This window comes from Sphingomonas sp. SORGH_AS_0879, from assembly GCF_030819175.1.
In the GTDB taxonomy this organism is placed as follows: domain Bacteria; phylum Pseudomonadota; class Alphaproteobacteria; order Sphingomonadales; family Sphingomonadaceae; genus Sphingomonas.
The window spans coordinates 3,756,259-3,771,584 of the sequence record NZ_JAUTBJ010000002.1 but is presented as its reverse complement, the minus strand read 5'-3'; the positions used below and the strand labels follow the sequence as shown (position 1 = coordinate 3,771,584).

General features: G+C 65.0%; 12 protein-coding genes and 1 pseudogene. 7 read left to right on the top strand and 6 right to left on the bottom strand.

Annotated features, from left to right (window positions below; genetic code table 11):
* Positions 1-27 precede the first annotated feature (27 nt).
* The 4 genes and pseudogenes from QE379_RS17650 to QE379_RS17635 all read left to right on the top strand — a co-directional run bounded on the left by QE379_RS17650 (position 28) and on the right by QE379_RS17635 (position 5,768).
* Positions 28-1,077 carry a LacI family DNA-binding transcriptional regulator gene (locus QE379_RS17650; protein WP_307002494.1) on the top strand — a complete coding sequence of 350 codons (1,050 nt, stop codon included), beginning with the start codon at positions 28-30 and terminating at the stop codon, positions 1,075-1,077.
* A 239-nt stretch (positions 1,078-1,316) separates the two neighbouring features.
* A complete protein-coding gene (locus QE379_RS17645; protein WP_307002492.1) occupies positions 1,317-3,758 on the top strand; it encodes a TonB-dependent siderophore receptor in 2,442 nt (813 codons plus the stop codon).
* A pseudogene (locus tag QE379_RS17640) lies at positions 3,758-5,518 on the top strand (glycoside hydrolase family 97 catalytic domain-containing protein); the annotation flags it as partial. The gene QE379_RS17645 and the pseudogene QE379_RS17640, both read left to right, overlap by 1 nt.
* On the top strand, positions 5,406-5,768 hold the full coding sequence (locus QE379_RS17635; RefSeq protein ID WP_307003287.1) for a glycoside hydrolase family 97 C-terminal domain-containing protein: 363 nt from the start codon (positions 5,406-5,408) through the stop codon (positions 5,766-5,768). The pseudogene QE379_RS17640 and the gene QE379_RS17635, both read left to right, overlap by 113 nt.
* Positions 5,769-6,099: 331 nt before the next feature.
* On the opposite strand, the gene QE379_RS17630 is transcribed toward QE379_RS17635, so the two are convergent.
* The 5 genes from QE379_RS17630 to QE379_RS17610 form a co-directional block, all read right to left on the bottom strand.
* Entirely contained in the window at positions 6,100-7,206 is a 1,107-nt protein-coding gene (locus tag QE379_RS17630) for a tyrosine-type recombinase/integrase (RefSeq protein WP_307002488.1), read from the bottom strand.
* A complete protein-coding gene (locus QE379_RS17625) occupies positions 7,203-7,376 on the bottom strand; it encodes a hypothetical protein (protein ID WP_307002486.1) in 174 nt (57 codons plus the stop codon). Before QE379_RS17625 ends, QE379_RS17630 begins: the two co-directional genes overlap by 4 nt.
* A 1-nt stretch (position 7,377) precedes the next feature.
* Positions 7,378-7,926 carry a hypothetical protein gene (locus QE379_RS17620; RefSeq protein WP_307002485.1) on the bottom strand — a complete coding sequence of 183 codons (549 nt, stop codon included), beginning with the start codon at positions 7,924-7,926 and terminating at the stop codon, positions 7,378-7,380.
* A gap of 8 nt (positions 7,927-7,934) precedes the next feature.
* Positions 7,935-8,462, bottom strand: coding sequence for a hypothetical protein (locus QE379_RS17615; protein WP_307002482.1), 528 nt, complete (start codon positions 8,460-8,462; stop codon positions 7,935-7,937).
* A gap of 86 nt (positions 8,463-8,548) precedes the next feature.
* A protein-coding gene (locus QE379_RS17610) for an IS3 family transposase (RefSeq protein ID WP_373461696.1) occupies positions 8,549-9,714 on the bottom strand; the annotation gives its coding sequence in 2 pieces (ribosomal slippage) (positions 8,549-9,453 and positions 9,453-9,714; 1,167 coding nt in all).
* A gap of 319 nt (positions 9,715-10,033) precedes the next feature.
* Between QE379_RS17610 and lldD the strand changes: the two genes are divergently transcribed.
* A complete protein-coding gene (gene lldD / locus QE379_RS17605) occupies positions 10,034-11,173 on the top strand; it encodes an FMN-dependent L-lactate dehydrogenase LldD (protein ID WP_307002480.1) in 1,140 nt (379 codons plus the stop codon).
* Between the two features lie 133 nt (positions 11,174-11,306).
* Here the strand turns inward: lldD and QE379_RS17600 are convergent, their stop codons facing one another.
* On the bottom strand, positions 11,307-11,822 hold the full coding sequence (locus QE379_RS17600; RefSeq protein ID WP_307002478.1) for a DUF4142 domain-containing protein: 516 nt from the start codon (positions 11,820-11,822) through the stop codon (positions 11,307-11,309).
* 176 nt (positions 11,823-11,998) lie between these two features.
* On the opposite strand from QE379_RS17600, the gene ptsP reads away from it, so the two are divergent.
* Both ptsP and QE379_RS17590 read left to right on the top strand, forming a co-directional pair.
* Positions 11,999-14,272: a phosphoenolpyruvate--protein phosphotransferase gene (ptsP, locus tag QE379_RS17595; protein WP_307002476.1), complete on the top strand. Its 2,274-nt coding sequence runs from the start codon at positions 11,999-12,001 to the stop codon at positions 14,270-14,272.
* Positions 14,273-14,363: 91 nt separating this feature from the next.
* Entirely contained in the window at positions 14,364-15,308 is a 945-nt protein-coding gene (locus tag QE379_RS17590; protein ID WP_307002474.1) for a helix-turn-helix domain-containing protein, read from the top strand.
* Positions 15,309-15,326 lie beyond the last annotated feature (18 nt).

Here is a 15,326-nt window from a genome sequence, read left to right as displayed (position 1 = left end):
CAAGGTAATGCAAATATCGGGTCGATCATGGCGCGGGTGAAACGGGGTGGGCCGACGCTGGGCGGGATCGCGGCGGAAACCGGCGTGTCGGTCGCGACCGTATCGCGGGTGCTGACCGGGCATAGCGCGATCAGCGAGGAGACGCGCGAGCGGGTGCTGAGCACCGCCGAAAGGCTGGGTTATGTTCATGTGCCGCAAAAGATACGCCGCGCCGTGCCGTCGCTGTCGGAGCAGATCTGCCTCGTCGTGCCGGTCGCGACCGCGCATGGCAGCCAGCTTGCCAATCCGTTCGAACTGGCGCTGATCGGCGGGATCGGCACCGCCTTGCGCGAGCGGCGGCGCGACGTGTCGATCGTGTGGCAGACGCCCTATGACGATGCGACGCTGGGTCAGTTCCTGGACCAGAGCGCTTATGCGGGTACGATTTTCCTGGGCCAATCGCAGTTCCACGACACGCTCAACCGCTATGCGGATATGGGCAAGCCGCTGGTCGCCTGGGGGGTCGAGGTGGCGGGGCAAAGCTATTGCTCAATCGGCAGCGACAATCTTGAGGGCGGATTCCAGGCGACCGCGCATCTGCTGCGCAAAGGGCGGCGGCGCATTGCCTTTATCGGCGCGATGCCGCCGATTGCGGCGGCCCGCACGCCCTTTTCGCAGATCGCGATCCGGTTGGACGGCTATCGCGCAGCGCTGGCGGCACACGGCGTGGCGTTCGATCCCGCCATGGTCCAGACGCCGACCGCCGGGCGGTTCGAGGGGGCGGAGGCGGTCGACAATCTGCTGGAGCGGGGCATCGCGTTCGACGCGATCGTCGCGGCCTCCGACCTGGTGGCGCTCGGCGCGATCCAGACGCTGCGCCAGCGCGGCCTGCGCGTGCCCGAGGATGTGGCGGTGATCGGCTATGACGATATCGACGCGGCGGCGCTGTCGACGCCGGGGCTGACGACCATCCGGCAGGATGTCATCAAGGCGGGCAATCTCCTGGTCTCAAAGCTGCTGCGCATCATCGACGGCCATCGCGCCAAGTCGGAGCGGTTGCCGACCGACCTTGTGATTCGCGAATCCTGCGGCCGCTAAAAGGCGCCGATCTCGTGCAAAATAATGTCCAGCGGGTTCAGCAAGGCACAGAAAAAAAGCAACTTATCTACATGACGCCCAGCAATTTCATGTAAATTGCAATCGTTTGCAAATACGCATTGCATAATTTTGCGCGCGACCTCATTTTTCCCTCATCAGGTGGACCGCCCGTCAGAGGCGTCTTGGAGGGGATTATCATGCGTGGATGTCGCTTGGCGTTGATGGCTTCGGTTGCAGGGATGGTGCCCGTCGCCCCCCTGCTGGCGCAATCCGCCCCACCGGCCGCCGAGGCAAAGGCCGATCCCGCGACCGAGGCGGCGCAGGCCGATGACCTGGGCCTGAACGAGATCATCGTCACCGGCACCCGCACCGGGACCCGCAAGTTCGAGACGTCCTACGCCATCACCACCATCGATCCGCAGGCGATCGCGCAAAAGGCCCCGCTGGGCATTGCCGACCTGATCGCCTCGACACCGGGCATCTATGTCGAAAGTTCGGGCGGCGAGGTCGGCAACAATGTCTATTCGCGCGGACTTCCGGCGGACAATTACCGCTATCTCCCGCTACTGGAGGACGGCCTGCCGGTCTGGGAGGAGGGTGCGGGCGCCTTCACCAATGCCGACGAATTCTTCCGCGTCGACGGCACCATCGACTCGCTCCAGATCGTTCGCGGCGGCTCGGCGTCGATCACCGCGTCCAACGCGCCGGGCGGCGTCGTCAATGTCCTGACCAAGCGGCCGACCCGCACGTTGCAGGGCATGGTGAAGGGCGAGGTCGGCGACTGGGATCATTACCGGATGGACGCCAACGTCTCCGGCCCGCTGAGCGATCGGCTGTCCTTTGTGATCGGCGGCTTCTACCGCGAGGATAACGGCCTGCGGAACCCCGGCTTCACCGGCAACCAGGGCGGGCAGTTCCGCGTCGGCCTGCAATATGACTTTGCCGACACCGGCTCGCTGTTCGTCAGCTATCGCAAGTTGGACGACAAGAACATCTTCTACACCGCCATCCCGCTGGCCAGCCCGTCCCAGGGCCTGCCCGGCCTGGACGCGGGCACCGGCACGCTGGTCAACACGGCGTTCGCGCGGCTGACCGTGCCCGATGGCAGCGGGGCGTTCAACAAGCGGGTGGACCTGACCCAGGGCATCCATACCGACACCGATACCTTCACCGCGATCTTCAACAAGCCGCTGGGCGATGGCTGGGAGATCAACGACCGCGCGCGTTACACGACCGGCACGGTGGACTTTAACGGGCTGTTCAGCTCGGGTATCACGACGTCGCAGGGCTTTCTGACAAGCGCCCTGACCCGGTTGCAGGCCGCGCGGCCCGACACCGTGTCCGCCGTCTATCGCGACGCCAGTAACGGCCAGACCGTTGCCGCCTCTGCGCTCGGCAATCAGCTGGCGCTGACGCAGAGCATCTTCAACACGGTCGTCAATGTCGAGAATGTGATCAACGACCTGAGCGTCACCAAGAAGCTCGACACCGGCATCGGTCGCCATACCCTGACCGCAGGCTATTATTTCAGCCATTTCAAGCAGACGCAGAACTGGAACTGGAACGACATCCTGGTCGAGGCGATCAACCGCCCGCGCTATTTCGATGTGGTCGGACTGAACGCGGCGGGGCAGCAGACGGCGGCCTTGACCAAGAACGGCCTGCTCAACCTGCACAGCAACCTCCAGCGTTTTCGTGACAAGGTGACGATCAACGCCTTCTACATGACCGATGCGTGGCAGGTGACCGAGGCGCTTCGCATCGATCTGGGCGCACGCTATCACCATGTGGCGAAAGAAGGCACGATCGCGCAGACGGCCCGCGCCAATCTGGGCGATGCGACGACGGTCGCCGACGACAATGTGCTGGTCTTCACCGGCGCGAATACGCCCTATCGGTTCAAGACCGGCCAATGGGCCTTTTCGGCGGGCGCGAATTACGAGTTCAGCCAGCGCGTCGCCGCCTTCGCCCGCTACAGCCGCAGCTTCCGCGTCACGCCGGAATTCGTCCAGTGGTTCGGCGGCGTGCCGGTCGAGAACCGCATCGACCTGGTCGAGGGCGGACTGAAATATGCGACCCGGCCCTTCTCGGCTTTCGTCACCTTGTTCTACAACAAATTCCCGAACATCGCTTTCCAGACGATCGTGGCGGGGCCGAACGGCCAAGCGCAGACGATCAACCAGACGGCGGCGGCGGAGTCCAAGGGGGTCGAGGTCGAAGTCTCGCTGCGCCCGGTCGACTTTTTCGAACTGGCGGCGAGCGGCAATTACCAGAAGATCAGTTATACGAGCTTCGCCGGACAGGATGCGAGCGGACCGTTCGACTTCAGCGGCAACCAGATCGTCCGCCAGCCGCAGGTCCAGGCCTCGATCCGCCCGACGCTGCACCTGCTGGCCGACCGGGTGAACATCTTCGGCGAGGCGGCCTATACCGGCAAGCGCTATGTCGATGTGGCGAACACCATCGTCCTGCCCAGCTATACCGAGGTGCGGTTGGGCGCGAACTGGAAGGTCACCGATGCGCTCCAGGCGCAGGTGGTCGCGACCAACCTGTTCAACGAGGTGGGCCTGACCGAGGGCAATCCGCGCGCGGGCTCGATCATCGGGGTGCAGGAAACCGCGTTCCAGGGCCGCCCGATCTTCGGCCGCCGTGTCCGCGCCAGCCTGACCTACAGCTTCTGATGCAAAAGCGGCTGGGCATGATCGTCGGGCTCGCGGCGCTGGTCGCGGCGACCCCGGTCTTGGGACAGGCGTGGCAGACGGTCACCTCGCCCGATGGCCGCATCGCGGTCGATCTGGCGGTGGATCATGGCGAGGCGGTGTACCGCGCCCGCTATGACGGCAGGCCGATCCTCGACCGGTCGCGGCTGGGCTTCCGGTTCAAGGATGCCGCGCCGATCGACCACGAGCTGACGCTGGTTTCCAGCCGCCCGACCGCGCTCGACCGGGCCTGGACACAACCCTGGGGCGAGCGGCGACGGATGCGCGAAAACTATCGCGGGCTGGTCGCGACGCTCGCCGCGCCGGACGGCCGCAAGCTGGGTATCGAGTTCCGCGTGTTCGATGACGGCTTCGGCTTTCGCTACACGCTGCCCGGCGCGGCGGAGCAGCCGCTGGTCGTGACCGATGAGGCAACCGAGTTCCACTTCGCGCAGAACTACCGCGCCTGGTCGATCCCCGCCTATCGCGAGAAATATAGCGAATATGAATATAGCCGCTCGGCGCTGTCGGCGATCCAGACCGCGCAGACCCCGCTGACGCTGGAGGGGGACGGCGTGGCGATGGCGGTGCATGAGGCGGCGCTGGTCGACTTCCCGTCGATGAACCTGCGGATGCCCGAGGAGAACAGCCGGACGCTCAAGGCCGATCTGTCGCCCTGGTCCAATGGCGACCGGGCGCGGACGCATGGCGGGGCGGTGACGCCGTGGCGCGTGGTCATGGTCGCGCCCGACGCCGCGCATCTGGCGGACTCGACCATTGTCCTGAACCTCAACGAGCCCAATCGGCTGGGCGACGTGTCCTGGGTGAAGCCCGAAAAATATATCGGCATCTTCTGGGCGATGCACACCGGCCTCCTGACCTGGGAGCCGGGGCCGAAGCTGGGCGCGACCACCGCGCGTGCCAAATCCTATATCGACTGGGCAGCAAAGCACGACATTCCCGGCGTGCTGGTCGAAGGGTGGAATGTCGGGTGGGACGTGCCCCAATGGTGGAAGAACGGCCATTCGCGCTTCGTCTTCGACCGCGCCCAACCCGCCTTCGACATGGGCGAAGTGTCCGCCCACGCCCGCGCCAAGGGCGTGGACCTGATCGGCCATCACGAAACCGGCGGACAGGTGACGGACTATCTCCGCCAGTTGGAACCCGCGCTGGATTATTACGACCGCTACGGCGTGCGTTCGATCAAGCTGGGCTATGTCGGCACGCGACTGGACGAAACCGAATGGCCCGACGGCCAATATGCCGTGCAGAGCCTGCAAAAGGTCGTCGAGGCGGCGGCGCGGCACCATATCGCCATCTTCCCGCACGAGCCCGTCAAGGATACGGGCCTACGCCGTACCTGGCCCAACCTGATGAGCCGCGAAGGCGCGCGGGGGCAGGAATATAATGGCGGCAGCCCCGATGGCGGCAATTCGGTCGATCATATGACCATCCTGCCCTTCACCCGGCTGTTGTCGGGGCCGTTCGACTATACGCCCGGTGTCGTCCATTTCGACTATCGCGCGACGCGGCCCGACAATCGCGTGCCCTCGACCATCGCCAACCAGTTGGCACTGTATGTCGTGCTGTACAGCCCGGTGCAGATGGCGGTCGACCTGCCCGAACATTATGACGACCATGCCGACGCCTTCGGCTTCATCCGCGACGTTCCGACCGACTGGGAGCAAAGTCGCACGCTTCAGGGCCGGATCGGAGAATATGCGGTCGTCGCACGGCATGACCGGAACAGCCCCGACTGGTATCTGGGCGCGATCACCAGCGACACGGCGGCGCACGCTGACGGTGCCGCTCGACTTTCTGGACAAGGGCGCGCGGTACGAGGCGACCATCTATGCCGACGGTCCGGGCGCCGACTGGCGCACCGCCCCGGAAAAACTGGCAATCCGGCAGCAGGTGGTGACTGCCGGAGACCAGTTGTCGCTCGATCTTGCGTCCGGCGGTGGGCAGGCCATCCGGTTTCGACGGCTTTAGGCTGATCCACTGGTGGGAAAATGGCAGCGGCCGGCTCCAGCTTTGTGCGCCATCATGGGCGACATGCATCACCCAGCCCCCACGCCACGCTATTGGGTTAGGATCATCGGGTCTCTCAGCCCGAACAAGCCGAGTGGCGCAGACCGGCTGTCCCAGCGCGCCTGTCTAGCCGGGAGCGATCATATGCGAATGCCTGAGGGATTGGGCGTAATTGACGGCGGCCTGCCGACCATGCTCATCAATTGCCCGCTGTCACGCCGCCCTCGCCACCCAAATTTCCCAACAATCTGAGTGCCCATCGCTTTCATCTCGGGCGCGCCAGCTTTTCCATTTATGCACCGCCTTTCAACGGTTTATCCGTTGTGGTGGCTAACCTTTCGCGAAGGTTAGCCAATAGCTGCTCGCCTGCGGCGTCCGAAAGAACCTGCTGATTGGCCGCAGCCGTGTAACGCGCAACCTCGCTGTCGGTGGTATGGCCGGTCCACGCCTTGATTTGCTGATTGGAGCAACCGGCTTCCGCGAAACGACGCGCGGCGGCTTTGCGCAGGCCATGGGCCGAACAGCGGGGGAGGCCCGCTTCGTCGCACCATTGGCGCACTTTGTTGCCGAAGCCTTTGGGCGTGTAGGGGCGGCTGTGTTCACTCATTACGAAAACGAGGCCGCGAAGCGGCGTGGCGAGGATCGATTCGGCAAGCGGTGCGAGGATCGGCAGCGACACCACGACGCCGGTCTTTTCCTGCGTCACCACCAATCGGCGTTCGCGTATGTGGCCGGGCCCCATAACGCGGGCGTCTCCGCCACGCTGTCCGGTCCACAGCATCAGGTCGAACGCCAGTCGAGCCGTTGTGCCGAGCGGGTGTCGCGCTTCGTATGCCGCGATGTCCTCTTCGGACCAAGTGTAAAAGCCTTTGCCTTCAACCTTAAATGGGCGTGTGGCCGCAACCGGGTTAGTCGATGCCATATCGATCCGGACGGCGAATTTCATCAGGGCAGACAGACGCTTGCGCAGCATATTTGCCGCCGTTCGATGTGGCAGTAACTCTGCGAGCATTTTCTCGACATGCCGGGCATGGAGGTCACGAACCAGGGCTTCGCCATAGCGCTTGCCACTTTTGCCCACCCGCGCGCGCCAGCGTTCCAGAACGCCCCGATAGACGGTCTGAGTTCGAGGGCCGGGATCAAGGAAATCGGGTGAGCGATAGTAGCGGCAAAGAAGATCGTCAAAAGTGCCCGTCTTGATACGACCGGCACCCGGCTCTATCGCAGGCGCTGCGCTCCCGTCCTCGCAGGCGCGAAGTTCCTGCAAGAAGGCTTCGGTCCCTGGCGCACTTTTGAACGCGTAGGATTTGAAGCCCTTCTTGCGCCAGCGGTAACGGATTTTTCCGTGCCGATCTGGGTAGGAGCCGACATTAGCGGGAAGCCACTTTTTCGATTTCATCCGAACAGCGCGTCACAGGTGTTGGTTTGGGGCGGGTTTTCGGATGGACCAGCAACAATGGTAAGCCGACCCGGCTCCATGATAACCCGCGCGGATGGGTAGCCCGCCTTGCGCATAGCTTTCAGCGTGCGTTCAAGGTCCGCCTGCTTGGCGACGGCTCGATCGCTCATGTCAGTCATCCTTATTGCTTGGATCGCGCGTCGTTCCAATCCGCTGAGACATCGACTGCCAAACGGCTTCAATGTTAATGGTCAACTTGCTCAGGACCATTTGATCGCCAAGGGGGCGTGCGTCTTCTTGGCCGCCAGCCCATCCATAGCTTCCATCGGCAAAATTTGTGACAGTCAGCCACCAATTGTTGCTTGATATATTTTTGGAAAATTCATCAACGGCCGCGTCGATGAAGTCGAACGTGGCGTCGACAACGCTTGATGCTCTGTTGGCTGGCAGGCCCGCGTTCATCAACTCAACGACGCATCCAACCGCTACTGCATGGGTGAACGTGTATCGGTCGTAGGATCGGTCATCCAGAAGGTTGCGTTCCATGAAGCGCAGCGGCGTGCGCCGGTTCATGGTGTTGAAGGTGTTCCGGTTCAGGCCCACCAAGTGCAAAAGTATCCCAAGTTTCATACTGAACCCCGTTTTATGTTCTTGATGAACATGACACCGGCAGGCAGGCTTGTCAAATATGTGTTCGCCGAGAACGCATAAACGTTTCATTCGGCCTTCTAAGGGTGGAATTGCGCATCGGTGCCGAGAAGCCGACTCATGTCGGCTATCGTCTGCTCGACATACGAACCGCTCCAACTGGAGGTCGAGCCATCAGCATCGATCACCAGAATGGTTTGCAGCTTCCACAAGAGGGCTTGGCAATGTGGCGCAGGCATGTTCATCAGCGTGGCTTCTGCCTCGCAGGTACGCTCTATCGCCAATTCACATCGTTCGACGGCACGAGAATAAGCGTGACGCTCGTCATTGGCTCGAATTGCCTCTCGGTAGGCGCGTAATTGCTCCAAGGCGGCGAGGCGCTGGGATATACGGTCGGCAACGATAGGTCTTTCCCAATGCGGGGCCATGAGTGTTGCGCGATATGCATCGATATCGAGCTTCATCAGATCGCGGCGATCGGCAAACGTCAGCTTAGCCCAGTCGACCGCAGTTTCATCGGGCGCGGTGCGTTTCCATGCGGCACGTACGAGATCGAACCGCGCATCCTCAAGGGCTTCCTCATGTTGTGCATTTAGAAGCCGCGCCATTGCAGCGTCCCATGCCTGGAGCGCAGGTGCAGGTGCTGCTTGGGGCGATGCGTTAACTTTTGCCGGTGTGACGTGACCCCGGTCTTTCATCCAGCGGCAACCAGAGACCGACCGTGGTTTTCGCGCATAAGCGCAGGTGAAGCAACGGGCGGGGTTAACCCCGCCCGTTGCTGTTCGAGCCCGGCAGCGAAGGCTGCCGGAGTGGCGTAGCCGAGCGAGGAGTGCGGACGCTCGTTGTTGTAGTCGTCGACCCAGCGGGCCAGAATCGAGCGGGCCTGACCGATGGTGAAGAACAGCGTCTCGTTGAGCAGCTCGTCGCGCATGCGACCGTTAAAGCTCTCGACGAACCCGTTCTGCGTGGGCTTGCCCGGCGCGATGTAATGCCACTCGATGCGGGCATCGCCGGACCAGGCGAGCACCGCGTTCGACGTCAGTTCGGTCCCGTTGTCGCTGACGATCATCTTCGGCCTGCCACGCTCGGCGATCAGATCGGCCAGCTCGCGCACGACCCGCCGGCCCGAGATCGACGTGTCCACCACCGCCCGAAGGCATTCGCGCGTGACGTCATCGACGATGTTGAGCACGCGGAACCGACGGCCGGTCACGAGCTGGTCGTGGACGAAGTCCAGACTCCAGCGCTGGTTGGGAAGCGCCAGCACTGACGCGGGCGCACGGCTGCCTGTGGCGCGCCTTCGTCCCTTCCGGCGCCTGACCGTCAAACCCTCCTCACGATAGAGCCGCTGGGTCTTCTTGCGGTTGATCGTGATGCCGTCCCGGCGCAGCAGGATGTGCAGACGCCGATAGCCGAACCGTCGGCGTTGCTGCGCCAGCTCGCGCAGCCGCGACCGCAGGTCGCCATCATCCGCCCGGCACGAGCGATACCGCATGCTCGTGCGGTCTGCCCCAACGACCGTGCATGCCCGCCGCTCGCTCATCCCCAACGTCGCCTGGAGATGCGCGACCGCTTGCCGCTTCGCGGCGGGCGTCACCACTTTTTTGACAGCAGGTCTTTCAACCCCGCATTGTCCAGCATCGTGTCCGCCAGTAGCCGTTTGAGCCGGGCGTTCTCCTCTTCGAGCGACCGCAGGCGCTTTGCGTCGGATACCTCCAGGCCGCCGAACTTCGCCTTCCACGCATAGTAAGTCGCGCTCGACATCCCGTGCTTGCGGCACAGCTCCGTCACCACCGCACCCGCCTCGGCCTCCTTCAGGATGCCGATGATCTGCTCTTCCGAAAACTGCTTCCGCTTCATTCCGTCCGTCCCTTTAAGGAGACGGTCTCTACTTCCAGTTGGATGAAGAAACGGGGGTCACGTCAGGCGGGCCGCTGTTGCCGGTGAGTCACCCAAAACATTGGTTCGGCCTCTTGCCGAATCTCTCGCTCGGGGTCTGATTGGCTGGGCTTTGACGTGCCCGCGATAGGCTCGGGTGGCGCGGATGTGGTCCGGGGTGCTCGATGGCGATCCTCCAGGCCGTTCGCCTCCCTTTGTATCGCGGGATAGGGCGTTGTACGGACAGGCGCGTGCCCCGTCGCTCAGCCTCCAGCTGGAAGAATTTGGAACCCTTCGTCCGATGATTATTTCCGCCCCCTCCGATTATCGGGAAGCCGCGCGGCGGCGCTTGCCGCCCTTCCTGTTCCATTATCTGGATGGGGGAGCGAATGCCGAGCATACGCTGCGCCACAATGTCGCGGATCTGGCGGCCATCGAACTCCGGCAGCGGGTGCTGCGCAACGTCGCCGGCCTGTCGCTGGAAACCGAGTTGTTCGGCACCCGCATGGCGATGCCGGTCATCCTCGCGCCGGTCGGGCTGGCGGGCATGTATGCCAGGCGCGGCGAAGTGCAGGCGGCGCGGGCGGCGGCGGTGAAGGGGGTGCCCTTCATTCTGTCCACCGTCTCGGTCTGTGCGATTCAGGAGGTTCAGGCGGCGTCCTCCGCGCCGATCTGGTTTCAGCTCTATGTGCTGCGCGACCGGGGCTTCATGCGCGATGCGCTGGAGCGGGCGCAGGCGGCGGGGGTGAAGACGCTGGTCTTCACCGTCGACATGCCGGTGCCGGGCGCACGCTACCGGGATGCGCATGCGGGCATGTCGGGGCCCAACGCGGCCTTTCGCCGGATGGTGCAGGCGGCGATGCATCCGCGCTGGGCCTGGGACGTGGGGCTTCGCGGGCGACCGCATGATCTGGGCAATATCTCCGCCTATCGCGGCATGCCGACAGCGCTGGAGGATTATATCGGCTGGCTCGCCGCCAATTTCGATCCGTCGATCGCCTGGCGCGACCTGGAATGGATTCGCGATGTCTGGAAGGGCGCGATCGTCATCAAGGGCATTCTCGACCCCGAAGATGCGCGCGACGCGGTGCGGTTCGGCGCGGACGGGATTGTCGTGTCCAACCATGGCGGGCGGCAATTGGACGGCGTCCGCTCCAGCGCCCGTGCCTTGCCCGCCATCGCCGATGCGGTGAAGGGCGAGTTGAAGGTGCTGGCCGACTCGGGTGTCCGCTCGGGGCTGGACGTGGTGCGGATGCTGGCGCTGGGCGCGGACGCGGTGATGCTGGGTCGCGCGTTCATCTATGCGCTCGCCGCCGATGGAGAGGCCGGGGTCGCCAACCTGCTGCGCCTGATCGATGCGGAGATGCGCGTGGCGATGACCCTGACCGGCGTGCGATCGATCGCGGAGATCGACCGCACGGCGCTGGCGAGCGAGGTGTAAATCCTCCCCTGCAAGAGGAGGTGGCAGACCGAAGGTCTGACGGAGGGGTGCCCCCGCTGGTGGGAATGCCCCTCCACCACCGCTTCGCGGCGATCCCCTCCCCAAGCGTGGCCTGGGGAGGAGTGAAGTAGGGTCAACGCGGCATCTGCTCGAGCATCTGGATATGCTGCTGCACGATCGGCACCGCGCTCTGGGCGCTGGTCTTCAGCGCGGGTTTGTCGCCGTTCGTCGCGAAGCTCTGATGCAGGTCGAGCGCGGCCTGATGCGCGGGCAGTTGCTGGCCGATATACAGCCGGTCGAAATCCGCAGCGGAAGCGCGGCGCAATTCGCCGATCGACGCTTCTGCGCCACCCAGCTTGGGCGGCATGGGGGACAGCCCGTCCTGCTTGGCGGCGCGGACCGTCGCGGCGGTCGTCTGCATATGATGGTCGATCATCATCTGGGCGAATCGCCGCACGTCCTCGTTCTTCGACTTTTGCAGCGCGATCCGGCTCGACGTGATCTCGTAGAGATCGCTCATCCCGGCGGCTTTCACATAGGCGGCGGCCTGCGCCTTGGCGGCGGCGGGGGGAGGGGGCGGCGGGGTCTGTGCGATGGCGGGCGCGGCGGCGGCGCCGAGGACAAGCGCGAGGGTTAGGAATTTGGGCATGATGCTCTCCCGTGACTGATCTTGACGCAACCGGTCGTTTCCTCCGCTGTTCCTGATAAATATTTGAAACATGATACATATCAGCGACTTTGTTCGGGTCGCCCGATGGCCAAAAGGCACGGTGCCGCGATATTAGGACATGACACCCCCGCATCCCGTCTGTTAGCCCTGTAGCCATGCCCGTTTCGGCCGCCGCATCCGCCCGCGAGATCCTCGTTCGTCTGCACGACGTCATGGCGTCGCGCACCACCGCCCAAGCCAAGCTGAACCAGGTCGTCCAGATCATCGGCGAGGCGATCGGCAGCGAGGTGTGTTCCATCTATCTGCTGCGCGAAGGGGTGCTGGAACTGTTCGCGACGCGCGGGCTGGCCGAGGAGGCGGTGCACGTCACCAAGATGGCGCTGGGCGAGGGGCTGGTCGGCACCATCGCCGAGGATGTCGAGGTGCTGAACCTCGACGAAGCGGCCAGCCACCCCGACTTCGCCTATAAGCCCGAGACGGGCGAGGACCGGTTCCACAGCTTTGCAGGCGTGCCGATCATCCGGCGCGAGCGGGCGGTGGGCGTATTGGCGGTCCAGCATAGCGAACCGCGCAAATATGCCGATGTCGAGATCGAGGCGCTTCAGACCGTCGCGATGGTGCTGTCCGAACTGATCGCCAATGCCGGGCTGATCGATGCGGCGGGGGCGGCGGGCACGCGGCCGCAGATGACCGCTTCGGTCCGTTTGAGCGGACAAAAGCTGGTCGATGGCATGGGCAGCGGTTTCGCCGTCTATCACCAGCCGCGCATCGTCATCGAGCATACGGTTGCCGAGGATATCGATGCCGAGCGCCGCCGCGTCTATGCCGCGTTCGACAAGATGCGCGAACAGATCGACCGCATGGCGCGCGAGGCCGAGTTCGGCGTCGCGGGCGAGCATGTCGAGGTCATCGAGACCTATAAGATGTTCGCCTATGACGAGGGCTGGGCGCGCCGCATCAACGAGGCGATCGACAGCGGCCTGACCGCCGAGGCCGCGATCGAGCGGGTGCAGCAGCGTACCCGCCAGCGGATGCGCCAGATCGACGATCCGCTTCTCGCCGACCGGATGCACGATCTGGAGGATCTGTCCAACCGGCTGCTCCGCATCGTCTCGGGCCAGATGGGCACGGCGGCGCAACTCGGGCTGCGGCAGGATACGATCCTGCTCGCGCGCAATCTGGGGCCCGCCGAATTGCTGGAATATGACCGGCGGCGATTGAAGGGCGTGATTCTGGAGGAAGGGTCGCTGACCGCGCATGTCATCATCGTCGCGCGGGCGATGGGCGTGCCGGTGCTGGGCCGCGTGCGCGACATGCGGCGGCAGATCGCCGATGGCGACCAGTTGCTGCTCGACGTGACCGAGGGCAGCGTGCTGGTCCGCCCGACCGCCGCGATGGAGGAGGCGTTCGAGGCGAAGCTGCAACTCCGGCAGAAGCGGCGCGCGGCCTTCGCGGCGCTGCGCGACGTGCCGCCGGTGACGAAGGATGGTCGCCGCATCACGCTGATGGTCAATGCCGGGCTTCGCGACGACGCCGCCGCGCTCGACACCACGGGGGCGGACGGGATCGGGTTGTTCCGCACCGAATTCCAGTTCCTGGTATCGGCCACCCTGCCACAGCGCGAGCGGCAGCAGCGGCTGTACCGCGACGTGCTGGAGGCGGCGGGCGACCGGCCGGTGATCTTCCGCACCATCGATATCGGCGGGGACAAGGCGCTGCCCTATCTGAACACCGATGCGGCGGATGAAGAGAATCCGGCGATGGGCTGGCGCGCGCTTCGCCTCGCGCTGGAACGCGAAGGATTGATGAAGGCACAGGCCCGCGCTCTGATCGAGGCGGGGGCGGGACGCACGCTCCACATCATGTTCCCGATGGTGTCGGAAGCCTGGGAGTTCGACGAGGCCAAGGCGTTGTTCGAGGCGCAGCGGGCCTGGCTGGGCGCGCGCGGGCGTCGCCCGCCGATCGACGTGCGCTACGGCGCGATGCTGGAGGTGCCCGCGCTCGCCGAACAGCTCGACCTGATCCTGCCGAACGTCGATTTCCTGTCGATCGGCACCAACGACCTGACCCAGTTCCTGTTCGCCGCCGATCGCGCCAATCCCAAGCTGGCCGAGCGTTACGACTGGCTGAGCCCGTCGATCCTGCGCTTCCTCCGCCGGGTGGTCGATCCCGCCCGCGCGGCGGGGGTGCCGATCGGCGTATGCGGTGAGATGGGCGGGCGTCCGCTGGAGGCGATGGCGCTGATCGGGCTGGGCATCGAACGCCTGTCGATCACGCCCGCCGCGGTGGGGCCGGTCAAGGCGATGATCCGCTCGCTCGACCGTTCGGCGATCGCCAAGGAGATGGCGCGGCTGCTGGCCCATCCCGTGCGCGACATGCGCGGGGCGCTTGGTGCCTGGGCTGCGACGAACGGTGTGGAATTGGCCTAAATCAAGCCGGGGCCCCGCGTTGACTTGCGCACGGGGCTCTGAAAGAACGACCGCGATCATGGGGTGGGCCATGGTCACTTCGGAGTTGAGAATGGACGAGGTCAATCCCGGCCACGATGCCGCACCGGCGGCACCTGCCCGCGCCGGTGACGTCCTGCGCACGGCGCGTGAGGCGCAGGGGCTTTCGCTGGGCGATATCGGGGCTCGCACCCGCATCCCCAGTCGCCATCTCGCGGCGATCGAGGCATCCGATTATCAGAGCCTGCCATCGGCCACCTATGCGGTCGGTTTCGCCAAGGCCTATGCCCGTGCCGTCGGCGCGGACGAGGTGGCGATCGCACAGGCGGTGCGCGCCGATGTCGACCGGCTGGGTCGCCGTACCACCGAATATGTGCCGCAGGATATCGCCGACCCCGCCCGCGTTCCCTCGCGCGGGCTGGCGATCGTCGGGGTCGGGCTGGCGCTGGCGCTGCTGATCATCGCGGGGCTGTGGTACGGCACCGACCTGTTCCGCCGCGACCGCACCGCGCAGGAGGTGCCCGCCGCCACCCCGCTGACCAACGCGACCGAGGCCGCAGCCGCCCCGGCGCCCAGCCCGACCCCGGTGACGGCGGGCAAGGTGGTGCTGACCGCCAAGGGCGAGGTCTGGCTGCGCGTCTATGATGCGGACAATGTCACGCTGAAGATGGGCACGCTGAAGCCCGGCGAACAATATGAAGTGCCCGCCGATGCCAAGGGGCCGCTGCTCAATGTCGGGCGTCCCGACAAGCTGGGCGTGACGCTGGACGGCAAGGAGCTTGCGCCGCTGGGCGACGGATCGCGGGCGATCAAGGATGTGCGGCTCGACCCCGCCTCGATCGCGGCGCGGCTGTCCGGCGCGCCCGTGCCGTCCGCCACGACGGCGGCGACCGGCACGGGCCGCAGCACGACGCGCGAGCGGTCTGCGCGACGGCCCTCGTCGGAGCAGGCGGGCGATACGGTTCCGGCCCCCGCGCCATCGCCGACCACCGCCACCACGGCCCCGGCGGATCTGTAAGGGGCCGGCTCCTTCAGG

Excerpts from the sequence above, each read along its gene's own strand:
- QE379_RS17645 (WP_307002492.1), top strand. The coding sequence starts at position 1,317 with ATGGTGCCCGTCGCCCCCCTGCTGGCGCAATCCGCCCCACCGGCCGCC.
- ptsP (WP_307002476.1), top strand. The coding sequence starts at position 11,999 with ATGCCCGTTTCGGCCGCCGCATCCGCCCGCGAGATCCTCGTTCGTCTG.
- QE379_RS17630 (WP_307002488.1), bottom strand. The coding sequence starts at position 7,206 with ATGAAATCGAAAAAGTGGCTTCCCGCTAATGTCGGCTCCTACCCAGAT.
- QE379_RS17650 (WP_307002494.1), top strand. The coding sequence starts at position 28 with ATGGCGCGGGTGAAACGGGGTGGGCCGACGCTGGGCGGGATCGCGGCG.
- lldD (WP_307002480.1), top strand. The coding sequence starts at position 10,034 with ATGATTATTTCCGCCCCCTCCGATTATCGGGAAGCCGCGCGGCGGCGC.
- QE379_RS17615 (WP_307002482.1), bottom strand. The coding sequence starts at position 8,462 with ATGGCGCGGCTTCTAAATGCACAACATGAGGAAGCCCTTGAGGATGCG.
- QE379_RS17625 (WP_307002486.1), bottom strand. The coding sequence starts at position 7,376 with ATGAGCGATCGAGCCGTCGCCAAGCAGGCGGACCTTGAACGCACGCTG.
- QE379_RS17600 (WP_307002478.1), bottom strand. The coding sequence starts at position 11,822 with ATGCCCAAATTCCTAACCCTCGCGCTTGTCCTCGGCGCCGCCGCCGCG.
- QE379_RS17620 (WP_307002485.1), bottom strand. The coding sequence starts at position 7,926 with ATGAAACGTTTATGCGTTCTCGGCGAACACATATTTGACAAGCCTGCC.
- QE379_RS17635 (WP_307003287.1), top strand. The coding sequence starts at position 5,406 with ATGACGACCATGCCGACGCCTTCGGCTTCATCCGCGACGTTCCGACCG.
- QE379_RS17590 (WP_307002474.1), top strand. The coding sequence starts at position 14,364 with ATGGACGAGGTCAATCCCGGCCACGATGCCGCACCGGCGGCACCTGCC.